10 protein-coding genes and 1 pseudogene are annotated in these 15,306 nt (G+C 31.7%); 3 read left to right on the forward strand and 8 right to left on the reverse strand.

The window, feature by feature from the left end; genetic code table 11:
• From B8T70_RS20250 to B8T70_RS20270, 5 genes are all read right to left on the reverse strand, one after another.
• Positions 1–1,304 (reverse strand): hypothetical protein (locus B8T70_RS20250; RefSeq protein ID WP_123912134.1); only part of this gene is annotated, 1,304 nt, incomplete at its 3' end.
• A 103-nt stretch (positions 1,305–1,407) separates the two neighbouring features.
• Entirely contained in the window at positions 1,408–3,141 is a 1,734-nt protein-coding gene (locus B8T70_RS20255) for a hypothetical protein (RefSeq protein ID WP_086896015.1), read from the reverse strand.
• A 5-nt stretch (positions 3,142–3,146) separates the two neighbouring features.
• The gene (locus tag B8T70_RS20260) at positions 3,147–8,795 is read right to left on the reverse strand and encodes a hypothetical protein (RefSeq protein WP_039116691.1); all 5,649 of its coding nucleotides are present in this window, start codon (positions 8,793–8,795) and stop codon (positions 3,147–3,149) included.
• Positions 8,792–9,394: a hypothetical protein gene (locus B8T70_RS20265; RefSeq protein ID WP_039116693.1), complete on the reverse strand. Its 603-nt coding sequence runs from the start codon at positions 9,392–9,394 to the stop codon at positions 8,792–8,794. Before B8T70_RS20265 ends, B8T70_RS20260 begins: the two co-directional genes overlap by 4 nt.
• On the reverse strand, positions 9,378–9,740 hold the full coding sequence (locus B8T70_RS20270) for an OmpH family outer membrane protein (protein ID WP_039116694.1): 363 nt from the start codon (positions 9,738–9,740) through the stop codon (positions 9,378–9,380). Before B8T70_RS20270 ends, B8T70_RS20265 begins: the two co-directional genes overlap by 17 nt.
• Before the next feature lie 1,540 nt (positions 9,741–11,280).
• Here B8T70_RS20270 and B8T70_RS20275 point away from each other — a divergent pair.
• Positions 11,281–11,493 carry a transposase gene (locus B8T70_RS20275; RefSeq protein WP_165572140.1) on the forward strand — a complete coding sequence of 71 codons (213 nt, stop codon included), beginning with the start codon at positions 11,281–11,283 and terminating at the stop codon, positions 11,491–11,493.
• A 554-nt stretch (positions 11,494–12,047) separates the two neighbouring features.
• Positions 12,048–12,356: pseudogene (locus B8T70_RS24460) on the forward strand (transposase).
• Between the two features lie 303 nt (positions 12,357–12,659).
• On the opposite strand, the gene B8T70_RS20285 reads toward B8T70_RS24460, so the two are convergent.
• Positions 12,660–13,403, reverse strand: a complete 744-nt coding sequence (locus B8T70_RS20285) for a hypothetical protein (protein WP_039116697.1) — start codon at positions 13,401–13,403, stop codon at positions 12,660–12,662.
• Between the two features lie 753 nt (positions 13,404–14,156).
• Between B8T70_RS20285 and B8T70_RS20290 the strand changes: the two genes are divergently transcribed.
• Positions 14,157–14,660 (forward strand): CAP domain-containing protein, encoded by a 504-nt coding sequence (locus tag B8T70_RS20290; RefSeq protein WP_039116698.1) that lies wholly within the window; start codon positions 14,157–14,159, stop codon positions 14,658–14,660.
• Between the two features lie 129 nt (positions 14,661–14,789).
• Here B8T70_RS20290 and B8T70_RS24390 read toward each other — a convergent pair whose 3' ends face one another.
• Both B8T70_RS24390 and B8T70_RS24295 read right to left on the reverse strand, forming a co-directional pair.
• A complete protein-coding gene (locus tag B8T70_RS24390) occupies positions 14,790–14,936 on the reverse strand; it encodes an Lrp/AsnC family transcriptional regulator (RefSeq protein WP_255398722.1) in 147 nt (48 codons plus the stop codon).
• On the reverse strand, positions 14,937–15,089 hold the full coding sequence (locus tag B8T70_RS24295; protein WP_240474792.1) for a hypothetical protein: 153 nt from the start codon (positions 15,087–15,089) through the stop codon (positions 14,937–14,939).
• Positions 15,090–15,306 lie beyond the last annotated feature (217 nt).

A 15,306-nucleotide genomic window follows, 5' to 3' on the forward strand; every position in this document is an offset into this window, starting at 1 on the left:
TTATACCATTGGAATGTTTCGTCTGGAGTAAATCTGCCATCCTCATACATTGTTAGCGTAGTTGATCCGCCAATTGCTGATGTAATTGTATTTACAGTATCAGTTCTGGCTTGCGGAGAGAAAATAAATTTATTTCTCATTTTTGCTTTATACGATGTAAACTGCTCTGAGAGATCTAAAAAATGTAACTTATTGTAACTCAAATCTAAATCGAGCTCAATAGACAAATCAGGTACTTTCCCTTCCAATAAATTATTGTTTAGATATAGGTGATAAAATGCATTTTTTTTTAATTCTACAGGAATTTTACCACTTAGTTCATTATACCTTAAATTCAATGTTCGAATATTTTTCAACAAACCTATTCCCGGTGGAATTGAGCCTGTCAATTTATTGTTCCCTAAATATAATTCGCCCAAAGATTTTAGATTCCCTATTTCTACCGGTATAGCTCCTGAAAATTGATTATTTGTAAAACTTGCAAACCTAAGTTTTGAAAGCTGGCCAATCTCAGACGGTATAGTACCTATAAATTGATTATTGTCAACGTAAAGATTAATTAGATTTGTAAGGTTTCCTATTTCAAGCGATAGTGCTCCATCAAGTTTATTTTTCTGTACATACAAATGTACAAGTGATTTTAAGTCGTAAATACTTTGCGGGAGGTTTCCACTTAGATTATTTATCTCTAATCCTAACATTTCAATATTAATTAGTGCACTAATTTCTTCAGGAATAGAACCACTTAATTTATTGTCTCTTAGGCTAAGGAATTTCAAAAATTTTAATTGTCCTATCTCAGATGGTATGAATCCTGTTAAATTATTCTCCCCTAAACTTAGAGAAGCCACCTGCCCATTTACAACTGTAATTCCATACCATCCAGTTTTAGTTGTCTTGTTCCATGAAGTAACAGGAGTCGAAAAATCCCAGCCTGTATTGATTTTCCATTTCGAGCCACCAGTACTGTCATAGAGTGCTTTTAACGCTTGTATTTCACTTTGAGAAATAACCTCGGTTAAACTTGATCTCAGAAGTCCTTTTGATTGTATTCTTTTTAAAATTTCCTCTTTACCTCTTACCATTTCTATATATTGAATCCTTGAAGTTTCGCGATTACGTTCTATCTCACGACTGATGTCTTCAAGATCGGTAATACCCCATTCTTTTAAATAATTTGTTTCTCTGATTATATCAAAACCAATCTCCTGATCGCTTAAATCCTGAGAAAAACAAACGGATGAAAATAACATTATACAAAAAGTGATAATCCATTGTTTTTTTTTTCTAAAAATGTTTGTCATATTAAATTATATGTTTTTTATGCAAGTAGACATAGGGTTTTATATCACCCTATAATTTACAAATAGTATTGATTTATGGATTACAGCTACTTAAAGACAATTTTTATCTAATAACCTTGATTGATCCAACTATTGGTATACAGTTAATTACATTCAATGTTAATGGTTCTCTCTCTAGTACCAATGGAGACATATCAGGATTAGTCGTATGATATGCCTTGCAAGTATACACCCCTGAATCTGAAGCTTTTAAATTTGTAAGCATATATTGTCTCGAGGTTGCTCCTAATATTATAAAATTATTTTTATACCATTGGAATGTTTCGTCTGGAGTAAATCTGCCATCCTCATACATTGTTAGCGTAGTTGATCCGCCAATTGCTGATGTAATTGTATTTACAGTATCAGTTCTGGCTTGCGGAGAAAAAGTAAAATCATTTGTAACTCTTGATTTCAATGAAATGAACTGGTTTTCAAAATCTATAAATCGGAACTTATTAGATTCAATTTTTAGGCGCTTTAATAATGTTAAACTGCTTAAGTCTGGAATAGATCCTGATAATTGATTTCCATACAAATACAAATATCTAAGTTTTACAAGACCTTTAATTTCAGAAGGAATATTACCTGTAAATCGATTATTATGGAGCCATAAAACATCGAGATTATCTAATTGCTTAATTTCAGTGGGAATTTCACCGCTAAGCATATTACCATATAAAATTAAAGATACAAGTAATCTAAGCTGTCCTATTTCCGGAGGTATTGAACCAGTTAATTTATTTGCTCTTAAATCTAGAGTACTTAGTCTTGAAAGCTGCCCCATTTCTGCAGGAATTTCTCCACTAAGTTGATTGGAAGATATTCGTAAATCTCTTAAACTAACAAGTTTACTTATTTCAGAAGAAAGTAACCCGCTAAGAGAATTATTTTCGATATAAAAAGTAATAAGTCTTGTTAGATTATAAAAACTTGGAGGAATCGTTCCATTTAACTTATTATATCCCAAATCTAAAAATTGTAACGAAGATAGATTACCGATTTGTAATGGAAGTGGGCCGGTTAATTGATTATAATTTAACCATAAATTGATGAGATTTGTTAAATTAGAAATATCACGAGGTATGGTTCCAGCTAATGTATTTCTGGTTAATATGAGATTCCGAAGTTTGGTTAATTGTGAAATTTCTTCGGGAATAAATCCTGTTAGTTTATTATTTTGTAGTCCTAAATTCAATAGTTCTGTTAATTCACCTATGCTTGATGGTATAATTCCACCTAAAGAATTATTTTGTAAGTAAAGTGAAGTTAAATACTTTAACATTCCTATTTCTTCAGGTATATACCCTTTTAAATTATTGCTATATAAATTTAAGTATTGTATTTGTTTATCAATAACTATAATTCCGTACCATCCCGTTTTAGTAGACGGATCCCATGAAGTGACTGGAGTTGAGAAATCCCAGCCAGTATTATTAATCCAGTTAATCCCTCCTGCACTATCATATAGTGCTTTTAATGCCGCTTTTTCGCTTTGAGAAACATCTGTGCTAATTTCGGAACTAATAACTTTAAGCAAATTTTTAGGCTGGCTTTTTTGCAAGAGCTCGCTTTCAATTCTTTTCATTTCTATGTACTGAATTTTATTCGCAACACGCATCTTCTCAATCTCACTTTTAACAGACACAGAATCACTAAAACCTCTTTCTTTTAATTCATTCATTACTTCTCCTAAATCAAACCCAATTTCTTGATCGGTAAAATCTTGAGAAAATGCCGTTGTTGTAATACAAAAACTTATAATGCTAAAAACTAATGTATAGATCGACTTCATCATGATAATTATTTTTTAGGAGCTTCATCAGCTGTAATGCACGAAACAACTTGTTTTTTTATGACAGTTTTTTTATTCGGGGCTATTTTCAAACTTTTTCTACCTGTATGCGATTGTTTGTCGGATATGCTAATATTATTTGTTTTTAATTGTCCCTGAAAATCAAAATGGGAGGCTGTACCACAGTTTGAAAAATCATAATCCTCAAATCCATCAGAGGCTAGCTCACTATACTTAGTGTTTGAGGCTACAGCAACTGGAAAACGATTATTATAGCCATATAAAGCTGATGAATACCTTTTTAATGCATCTTTATTCTCTATCTCCTGTCCAGCAGGATTATACTGCGTAACCTCAGATGCTGATGTCCACTTGTCGTAATTAGCTCCTGTTGTTATTTCCCAAGTGTTATTAGTTGTAAACACATAAAATGGATAGAAATCGGTAAAAAATCCTGTTTTACGAGGAGTGGGATCAATCGTATAGTTCCTTCCGGTTAAATAGGCATACGACTTATTGGCTCTCCAATTCCCTAAGACATTGTATAAGTAAGGGTTGTATGAGTTTTTAATAATATCTTCTTCTTCGGCGTTATTATCCTTATTTTCATATTCAAATTTTAGTGCGCCATCATCTCCAAAAGTCATTTTAGGTAAATTACACTCACATGGAGATGGCCAGACATTGTTATACTCCACTGCCGAAGCATTAACAATTCTATTGCTAGCTGTGTTAGACATAAAAGGATTCTCCCCAATGTTTCCTTTTATTTTTGCTATCGTATTATTACTATCGTAATTATACAATGGATTTGTCATGGAAGTTACACTAGCCATAGCCGCCATTTGCATGTTTCGGTATCCTGAGCGAATTACTTTTATTTTGGCAGTCGCAATAGCATCTCCCTTAATTAGAATCCCTCTTTCATCAATAAGCTGGAAATTAGCCGTAGTTACTTTTACTACCCAAGCTTTCATCCTTGTTTTGGTTCTGCCATCGGGAGCAATACCATCGATCCATAATTCATCCCCATTGATCATATAATCCGACTCGTTATGAACTCCTGTAAATTGATATAGATTGCTACCCGTAGTGGTTATATCCCATTCTAGTCCAACGTTTTTGGCAGACTGGCTCATACCTGCATAACTCCAATAGGCAGGAAAATTGAAATTAAAATAGTTATCATTATATTCATTTACGGTTTGTGTCAATAAAACATCTCCTGATTCAGCGTCCCACGCTAAATTTTTGGTGGTTACTTTTGCTCCCAAATCATATGCTATTTTTTCTGAAAGTATAGCTGTACTATGAATAACTTTAGTAGTCACAGCAGTCCTTATTTGGCTTTCGTGTCTGGAATAACTTGGTATTGGTGTTGGAATTACCACTATAATTAGAGTAAAAGGTAGCGTCGCCACGTTTAAATGAATACCCAAGGTAGAACTCGTAGATTTACTTTCTCTAAAATCATTGATTACATCATAATCAACCCCAACTAATTTAGAGGCTATAACTCCTTTTGAGTCGATTGTTTGAACAAAGTTGTCAAGTTTTCCCTGATTCTTGTATTGATTCTGATCTATTGTTTTGTATTTATAATCAACTCCCGAAATATAATCTTTTTGCCCTTCGCCATATACACGTTGATTTTTCATCTTACCATCCATATCGTTGGTATGTATAGCATATCCTTGTGATAACGTAATATGATCCCTAACATTTAAGTTAAGAATACTTGCTAATGTTGTAGATGTATCGTAATTAGACGACAGCGTTGTTCTATCAACAATAGTTGGAAAATCCTTGGATGTATAAAATTCTGTTACAACTGATCCTGTTGCATGTTTTTTTACGGTTGCTGTTAATTCTTTTTTATCATTATATTTATTTCTCTGTAAATTGGTCACTGTTACTCTACTATAAGTAACTTTTGGAGCAGAAAAAAAAGATTCACCAAAAGGTTCTTCTACATAATTATCAGTATCAGGTCCAAGTAATAATTCTCTTCTTTTTTCATCATAAGAAGGTTTAACAAAAGGATTTTCCTTACAACCTAAAGGCTCATAAGTAGCGACTCCAGAAGATTTTCCGTTTTCGGTTTCATAAGTATATTTTTGCCCATAAGATTGTTGATAGGTATTGTCTCCAACATGATTCGTCATTACATCCCAGTGGTCATGAATTTGAATATCCTTCACCCTGCTACCTCCTCCTACTTTTTTACTATCAGGTTGCAAAAGTCGAATCCAGGATTTATTACTGATAAATTTACTTGCAATACCAGTTTGTTCTAATTTGGTATTGGGACTTTTAAAAATATCTAGTAGTGTTGGCATCCATCCTATAAGTTCCATAACAACCTTTTTTAGATCCTTGGTATCTTCTTCGTTATGCATACTATATACTAGTCTGTTAAGGTTATGCCTCCCAAAATTCCAACCTGCTTTAATAATAGGGTTTACTTCTTTTTTATCAGAATCAAATCCGTCTCCTTTTCCAACATATCTAACAGGTATGGCAACGTATTGTTTTCCATTCGTTTCCAGAAATCCAAAATCTGGTTTAACTCCTTTTTCTATATTGAGATAACCTGTTACATAATCGTATTTATCGGTTCCATCAATGCCTGGTAAAGGACTAGGATTTACCATATTTAATAAGAATCTAAAATATAATGGGTTACTATCGTCTCCAATAGATTTAATATACTTATCATAAAAAATTTTTGGAATTTGTGAATCATTAATCGATAGTTTTTCATCTATTTTATGATCTAATGCTACATATATATATTCTCCTAAGTTTCTCTTCTGCATTATATTTTCAGAATCAACATTAGCAGCAATTAGTCCAGCCTTTGTTCCGCTTCCTACTACTTTAAACATTTGCATTGCAGCCTTATCTTGCACATATCCATAATCATCTGCTTCATAGTTCAATTCCATTAGCCCTCCAGAAGGCAATCGAATAGTCTTTAACAACCAAGCACTTGCATATTGATCGGCATTTTCTCTATTACTTTGATCTACAAATGGATATTCAGGATTAGACAGTTGGGATGTAGTTTCTGGACCTAATTTATCATTTACTGGTTTGTAATTCCCCCATACGTCATACGCCTTCATATTATAACTAGGATTATTAAGTAAATCATTTTCAATACGGTAACCAGAAGTGTTTTCGATTAAACTTTTAGGTGCATAGCCAAAAACATAAGGAGTAAATTTCCCCATGCTTGAGTTTTTATAAGTAAAGTAGACTTTACTTAAGGTTAATTTACCTTCATTATTTATGCTATTATCAATACCTTGGCATAAACTATAGTTGTATTCAAAATGTGCCTCTTTTATAGGAGTCGCTTTTTCTTCATTTACTAGATATTCTGGTTTTGAGTACAATGAAATTTTTTCTAATTTGTACATTTTAGAGCCATCTCCAAGACCACCGTTTTCGTCTTTAACTCCATACCCATCATTTCGCTGTGAAAGATGAAAAATAGCAATATGTGTTTTTGTTACAATTTTTTTGATATAAAGGAGCTCTTTTTCTCCGTATTGATAATTTCCTTTATTATCTTTTTTACCAGAACGTAAACCTTCATCATAATTAGCCTGATTTTCATTAAAGGGAACTCTCCATTTATAAAGATTGGCTTTATTAGGAGTTTTATTTTCATATTCAAATTTAGTATAAGTACCTAAATCGTCATCGGTAGGTCCATCATTTTTTAAATCCTGATAGTCAGATGATAAAACAGAAGTTAATAAATAAGAATGCGCATATGCAGGTGTTGTCACCCGATTAAAGTATTGATCCCCATCTTTGGAATTACTAGATGAATTATCAACATCAGGAGTATAAGTCACTAATCCATTTTTAAAATTAACTCTTCTATTAGGATTATCTTTCTCACTTACATCAAATGTAGTTTCCTTCTTGATAACGTTATATACTGCTCTGCCATAAATATACTGTTCCCCTCCCTCTTTAGTAATTCTTACTTCGGCAGTATGATGATCTTTGGCAAATTCGCTAGACTTATTTTTGGATTTCTGTTTTTTTAATTCCGTTTTAGTAAAATTTTGTATCGATTGATTTCTGGATAAACGGGATGATTCTCTTTTAATCGCTCCGGTATTAGCAATGGCTCCATTATTTTTGGAATAGTTTAAACTAGTACTTCTCGAGAATTTGCCTCCATTTAAATCTAATTTTATAGCTTCATAGCGACCTAATTTATCATTGAATAAATCTAATTCCTTATCAACTTGGGTACCTCCAATATTCTTAAAAAATATTTTCTCATAATCAGGCCTATTTCCTGTTTTTTTCTCTCTAAATCTTCCTAATGCCGGGTTTAAGTTATCCCATAATTTGGTACTACTTTTCCCAGTAGTCACTGTAGCATCAAAACCGATATGAATACCTCCTCCTGGACCAAATTCCCCACCTAAAGATCCTCCACTACTATCGTCATGAATTTCCTTATCATAAACATAACCCACTTGCGATTTATAAGGACGATACATTCCTGCAATTCCCTGTCCCTGTATACTATATAAATCGTAGGTACTGTTCGTTAAAGGTAAGGAAGTCGTGTTTTTATTGAATGTTCGATCTTTTTCCCTATTAAAATCCAAAATATCCGATTTGCCTGCATTATAGGTATTTTCAAAACCATAGGCTTTTTCAGTTTTATGCTTTTCAGAATTCTTAACTCCCTGGCTTATCCGGTATCCTGAAAATTTAGAACCTGGTTCAGCACTCCAAAATTCTCCCTGAAGGTTTAAACTAAACATATGGTTTGAGGATACCATACCTATACGTTTCGTCGGAGTATAGGAAGCATTTATAACAGAAAGAGATCCTGATAAACTTATTCCTATTTCATTTATCATTACTCGACTTATCTTTTCATTCTTAATTTCTTTCGAAGCCTTAAAAGACATTGTTGTACTTGTTAACCCTTTCCTGCTATTATAGCTTACACCAGCATTGGCACCTAGATTAATATTGCCAGAATCTGTATCCTCTATTTTTCCTGAAAATGAGAGACTTGGAGCTACAGATACCCCTTCTGAAGCAGAGGATTCTAAATCCATACCTACCTTTAAATTATCTGAGACCTGAAAACTAAGTCCCCCATTTGCTGAGACTCCAAATCCATCATAATTATTATATTTAATCCCCATGCCTGCACTCAATTTTGTTTCTTTAAACCCAAAGGCAGTAGCAAATAAATTTACATTAGCTCCAACTGTAACATTGGGCTTCATGTTGTTTTCATAAAGCATCTCATCCCCACTAAAATCATCTGGTAATCCTCGCAATTGTCTGGAGATTTGACCAACATTAAGGTCCCAGCCCAACCCCACCCATGAAGCTTCCTGATCCATAGTTACCCCAGAATTATAGGCTAGATTTAAAGGATATCCCCCAACATCCATTATCGGAATGTTATAATTGAAATCGCCACTAGCTAAATCAACCATGTCTGAAGTTCCTATTGGAGTAAACGATTCAAATTCTGGCTGAGACGGACCACCTGTCAATGCATAAAGCTGCATAGGCTGAAATGTTTCCAAAAGAATCATCATGGCAAGATAAATAGCAATAGTTTTTTTTAATTTGTTTTTTTTAATCTGCTGAATCATAAGATTATTTGGGTATTTGGATCTTTAAATTTAAATTTTAATGTTCCTTTTCTAAAAAGGTAATCTGTGTAAACTAATTGGATTTTCTCATTCGGATCAATTCCTGAAAAAAACAATAAAACTCTCTGATAAGGGGCTATTTTGTAGTTGCGTTCAAAAGTTACACCTGAACATGCAATCGTATCATTCTTTGATGTGACTATATAAAAATCTTTTTCAAGCTCAAAAGACATGTATTTTACAGCATCTGTATAGTCCATTCCTGTAAAGTTTTTGGCTAGTAAATCTTTTTCTTCGTTTTGTTGAAATGTAAATTCCAATACCCTTTCTCTTTTATTTTCTTCATAAAGAGAATCAATTTTCACTAAGTTATCTTTTCCTAAGTCTTTTAATAAATAATATTGAATAGGAAATTCTGTTGCTGTAAAAGCTAAATCATCGACAGTTTGAATATGCGTACGCGATTTCCAACCTATTTTTTCAAGATTGAAATAACGATCTCTGATTTCAGACTCTTTTCTGTTATTACTTATTTCTTTTTTACAAGAAATAAGTATCAAAAACAAAAGAAGATAAAACAACTTATTTAAGTCCTTCATATCTTTTGTTTATGTATTTAAGTAAATCTTGAGTTACATCAATTCTTTCATCAGTATATAAAACTGGGGTTTTATTTTCGGAACCTATTATTAATTGGTACTTGTTTTCTTTAGAGAATTCTTCGATATAACTCTGTATTCTTGACCAGATTTTTAATGATTCACCTGCAGTAAAATTCTGGTTGAATTCTACTAGTTCATCTTTCTCCAGAATAAATTGTTTTATTAGAATTTGCCTTTTATTTTCTGAAACAGATTGAGATTCCAATACAGAATATAAAGAGTCAAGCTTAATTTTACGGGTATTAAACTCCCTTTCTCCAACTCTTTTTAATTCTTGAGTCATAATAAATTTATCAAACAATATATCAGTGTTAACAGTTGCAATCTTAATGTTTTCTTTAAAATTTATAAGAATGAAGCAACTAATTAACCCCAAAAAAAATAACAGAAAGATTATACATAATAATTTAGTGTAGTTTTTTATCACAGAGTAGTTTTTTAATTCAATAGATCTGAAATAGCAAAATCTAAAGAGTTTGTTTACAAATGCAATTTTACAGTATCCCTAAATTTTTAATATGCAAAAACTATTATATAAAAGATATTATAAGTTTTTTCTTCCGTTATTATTAAACTCTTATGTAGTTATTATTAAATTTTATCTTCAAGAAGTAGTTTTAAAACTGACAATTTTCTTCAAATCTTATGTTTATATATTGAACCAAATCTAGATATTATCCTTTTTTTTTTAGCATCTAAAACATGAGGCGTATTTTCAAAACCTATTATTAGTTGATAGTTGTTTTTCTTTATAAAATTTCCCAACTCTTCTTTTTCTAAAATGAATCGTTCTTTTAAAACTTGTTTTTCTTTTCAGAAATTGCTTGAGGTTTTAATTTAAAATATACTAAGACGAGTTGAACTACATGATTGTTAAACTCATATTCTCCTACTCTTTTAAATCTTTAGTGCATCGTAAAATTATCATACAAAACACTACTGTTAAAAATAATAATTCTTGTAGTTGACTTAAAACATGTAAAGCTAAAACAAGTAATTGCACCTAAAAAAAAAGCAAAAACCAAGGCAATGGTACACATTAAAATTCAAGCTCAAGGCAATAGAACTGAGCATTACATACTGCAGCACTATTCATACCACAAAAGAATTGGACACAGGTGATGAAAATATCAGGTGAGGAAAAAGTCAGCTTGACGATGGAACACTTGGTAAAAAAATGCAACAGACTACTGTCAACAAACTTTCGTAATTAAACATTCGCTACTATACTGTATTTACTAAATTATTATCTTCTTTATGCAACGTTCAGCTTCTATCAGATCAGCTTTATTAAAACATGATTAAATATTATAGCATAAAGTTATTCTTCTAAAAACAAGATGACTTAAACATAATTATCTCTGGATTACCCGATGATATACGTATCCAAATTTTGCAAAGAATGACTCAACAAAATCTCTATTATGTTTTAATTTCACGAAAATAAAAATCCTAATTTATTGTTTTTTTAACTTTTTAAAAGCACTTCAATTAAGCTCATCCAAAAGACCTCTGCAGCTCCAAATGAAGTTTAAGTTAAAAAAAACGACAAATAAGTTAAGAAGCTGTCCAAAAGTAATTTCAGGCAGTTTTTTTGTTTCCACATTGATTTCCCTTATATCTAATTACTAAAATCAATGATTATGCAACCCGTTTTTAAACCGCATTCGCTTCATCAGCAAAATCTTTTTCCTTTGAATTTAAATGGTCTTATCCCAGAGAATCATTCTGCCAGATTAATAAACAACGTTGTTAAAAAGCTGGGAATTTCCGAGATCATATCTCAAAGGCAGTAGAAGATCTAGCTATCATCTAAGCTGTTATTGAAAATATTGTTTTACGGATATCTCAATAATACCTATTCCAGCCCAAGGCTGGCTAGAACCGTGAAGGATAATATTTATTTTATGTGGCTTTCCAGAGGACTTCAGCCGGATTCTAAAACTATCAATAACTTTAGAGAAAAAAACAAAAGGGAATACCGAAAAACTTTTCAGCCAGGTTGTTATGATGATGGTCAATTTAAAGTTCATTAGCCTAGAGAGACAATTTATTGATGGCACTAAATTAAAAGAAAAAACACACGAGATTAACCAAATTTAAAAAAAGAGAAGCTGAGTCAACAATAAAACAAATCACTTCGAAAACTGGAAAAAGAACAGTTTGTAAAAGTTAAAGAATACGAGAAGCATATTGAAATTCTAGGAGAGAAAAACAGTTGCTCCAAAACGAATACCAATGTTACTTTTATGCGCATGAAAAAAGATCATATGGACAACGGACAATTAAACGCAGGTTATAATATTCAGATTATTATACATTACTCAATCCACTAGACTTCTACTGATTTTACCACACTTAAAACACACTTAAAAGCATTTAAAAGCAACTAGGGCTAACTATCTGTAAAAGTTATATCCGATACGGGCTATGGAAATGAGGAAAATTATCAACTGCTTGAAGACAACTAAATTGTTTTTTTGTCCCCTACACCGCGTACCGTGTCGAAAAGCCCCTTAAACGTAAAAGAAATTTGTTCCACACACAAAACCTATTTGTATAATAATGGCAAGTATTTTTGGATTACCCAATGGAACAGCAAATGCCTCGTATCTATACTAAGAAATCCAAAACTCCGACTACCTTTGAACAGTATCATTCGGTATATGAGACTTTAAATTGCGCAGGATGTCCTTTGCGAACACAATGTTTTAAAGCACAAGGTAACAGGAGGATAAAAACTAATCATAATTTTAAAAGACAAAAATTCAAAACAATATAGAATTTAAAAAGCGAACTGGGCAAGGAAATTTACAGTAAAAGATGTATTGAACCAGAGCCTGTTTTTGGAAATATCAAACAAAACAACCATTTAAAAGGTTTACACTTACCAAAGTAAATATTGAACTTGGTCTGATTGCAATTGCTCACAGCTTTTCTAAATGGATAGCAAAATCCGGTTGGCAATTTTAACCTCATTTTTAACTTCATAGAAGTCCTAGACAAGGGTATAAAAGACTATTTTAGCTCAGATTTACATTTTTTAAGAAACTCTGTGCAAATCAAATGATACTTAAACAAAAAGAAGTCGTCCTTATTTTAGGACAACCTCTTTTAAAAAAAAACTAAATTGTTTATTAAATACAAAAGGATGTTAACTATATATTGCTTTAATTGCTTAAATAAAAAGGAATTTCTAAATTTAATTTATAGGTTTAGTAAAAATCTGAGCAGACATAGCTCCACGTCCCCAATTATAATTATAGGAAGGTCGTTCTGCATACATTCCGAATGTAACTGAAGCTGAATTTGATTCAACATATCCATCTACTTTGTATACTACATCAATTGGAGTGTTTCCTGGATTAGAAATTATATCTATAGCAAAACCAGATATAGGCATTCCAAAAGCGGATACACCAATTCCATTATAACTACCTGGAACAGTGTATTTACGAGAACCCATCTCCAATTCGGTATCCCTTCCACCGTTTACAGACATATATAAAGCACATCCCATATAACTAATTGTCCCAGCCGTGCGTAATGAGTGCATTACAGGCATGCTGTAATTGATTTCGACTTGCGCTTGTGATTTTGCGGGAACAGAAACTCTAATACTAAAATTTAAATTTACCCTGCCGGTGCGCACTTCAGTTGATATTGGAGAACTTAGAACAGCATATTTATTATCATTAAACGACCAAGGAGCTGTCGTATTGCTATTAACAACATAGCCTAAAACCCCATCACGATTAGCTACAACTCGATTATTATATTCCAAAGACAATGCCTCTGTATCAATATTTGTCATATTACGTACTCTGGCTCCTCCATTAACATCTAGCGTTTGAGTAGGATTCAGCGTATTAATTCCAACTTGAGATTGAGAATATGTTAATAAAGTAAAAGGTATTAAGCATAAAATAAAAAGTTTTTTTATCATTGTGAATGTGTATATTATTTTTTTACTATTTTAGGCAAAGGTAGATTACTCTTCTTTTCTTCAACCTCCTTTTAAACATATAAAAAGAATACAATAAGCTCAAATATTACTATCTTTTACAAATTTTAAAGATAACAGTATACCTATTCAGAAAGTAAAAAAACTACCTAAAAACGAATTTGTTTAGGTAGATTTCATACCTATAAAGTAGACACAGAAATTCAATATTTTTTGGTACTAAAATGCAAAAACCAAGGCAATGGTACACATTACAATTCAAGCTCAAGACTATAGAACTAAGCATTACATACTGCAGCACTATTCATGCCGCAAAAGAATTGGACAAATGTGCGGAAAACGTCAGGCGAGGGAAAAGTCAGCTTGACGATGGAACATCCGGTAAAAGAATGCCACACACAACAAACTTTCACTACTATACTATATTTATTAAATTATTATCTTCTTTATGCAACGTTCAGATTCTGTCTCATCTGCCTAATTAAAACATGATTAAATATTATACTATAAAGTTATTCTTCTAAAAAACAAGATGACTTATACTTAGCTATATCTTGATTGCCTGATCTTACACATATTCAATTTTGCAAAGAATGACTCAACAAAATCTCTATTATGATTTAATTTCCCGAAAACAAAAACCCTAATTTATTGTTTTTTAGCTTTTTAACAACACTTCAATTAAGCTCATCTAAAAGACCTTTGCTACTTCAAATGAAGTTTAATAAAAAAAGAATGGTAAATTTTTTATACAAAATAGCAATTATTATTGGCATAATAAACCTAACTCTCTCATGTACAACAAATTCAGATAACCAACAAAATTCAGACGCCATCTATAAACCAGCCATGAATTATAATTATAATTCAATCGAATTAGAGACAATGAACCAAATTAATGAGTATCGAAATAGTATCGGATTAAATGCTCTGGATACAATCAACCACGTTTCTTTTAAATCTGAAGAACACAATAATTATATGATTGATAAAAATGTTATAAGCCATGATAATTTTGTAAATCGCTCAGAAAATATCATTAAAGTAGTAGATGCAAAAAAGGTAAGTGAAAATGTTGCTTATAATTACAATAGCCCGCAAGGTGTGCTGGAAGCTTGGTTAAATAGTCCTGGGCATAAAAAAAATATTGAAGGAGATTATACTCATTTTGGAATCTCGGTAAGGAAACACCCCATTAATGGAAGGAAATATTATACCAATATTTTTGTAAAACTATAAATTAAAAATGGAATTATATTCATGCATAAACTAGTTGCTATATTGTTCCGATTACATGTTCTCTCTCTCTATATATACTATTTATTAGTTTCCTTTCTAACTAAAAAAATGTATCACAATATAATGTCTTTAAATTACAAAAGAGCTTGGTACATCTGAAATCCCTTTGATAACCGACAATTTATCGATAACAAACTTTTTATATTCATTCATATCATTGACAGCCACTTTCAATAAAAAATCATAATCCCCAATTACGTGAAAACATCTTGTTATTTAGAGCAATAGAAGAATTTGCTGTTTAAAATCATCTATCAATTCTTGTGAGTTCACCGCCAAACTAACCTGACAATACACACTTATCGATTTTCCAATTTTAATAGTGTCCTGCAAAGCAACATAATTCTTCATGTATTGTTTTTTTTCCATTTTTTTGATTCCCTCAAAAGTGGGATTTTCCAATATAAAATATTCCACAAAAAACTAAGATCAGATACTATAAACTAATCACTTAGCAATCATAATTTTTTATTACGGGCACAATAATACTTGCCCTATCCTTTCTATCAGTCATACGTCTATCTTCCTAATAGTATCAATAAATTAATAATCAAACTGAACTCCAACTTACCCTTCTCTATAAATA

The sequence above is a fragment of the Flavobacterium sp. AJR genome (genome assembly GCF_002156885.1).
Classification (GTDB): domain Bacteria; phylum Bacteroidota; class Bacteroidia; order Flavobacteriales; family Flavobacteriaceae; genus Flavobacterium.

Bases quoted from the DNA above. Each gene is read 5' to 3' on its own strand.
- B8T70_RS20255 (WP_086896015.1), bottom strand. From the start codon at position 3,141: ATGATGAAGTCGATCTATACATTAGTTTTTAGCATTATAAGTTTTTGT.
- B8T70_RS20260 (WP_039116691.1), bottom strand. From the start codon at position 8,795: ATGATTCAGCAGATTAAAAAAAACAAATTAAAAAAAACTATTGCTATT.
- B8T70_RS20265 (WP_039116693.1), bottom strand. From the start codon at position 9,394: ATGAAGGACTTAAATAAGTTGTTTTATCTTCTTTTGTTTTTGATACTT.
- B8T70_RS20270 (WP_039116694.1), bottom strand. From the start codon at position 9,740: ATGACTCAAGAATTAAAAAGAGTTGGAGAAAGGGAGTTTAATACCCGT.
- B8T70_RS20285 (WP_039116697.1), bottom strand. From the start codon at position 13,403: ATGATAAAAAAACTTTTTATTTTATGCTTAATACCTTTTACTTTATTA.
- B8T70_RS20290 (WP_039116698.1), top strand. From the start codon at position 14,157: ATGGTAAATTTTTTATACAAAATAGCAATTATTATTGGCATAATAAAC.
- B8T70_RS24295 (WP_240474792.1), bottom strand. From the start codon at position 15,089: ATGGAAAAAAAACAATACATGAAGAATTATGTTGCTTTGCAGGACACT.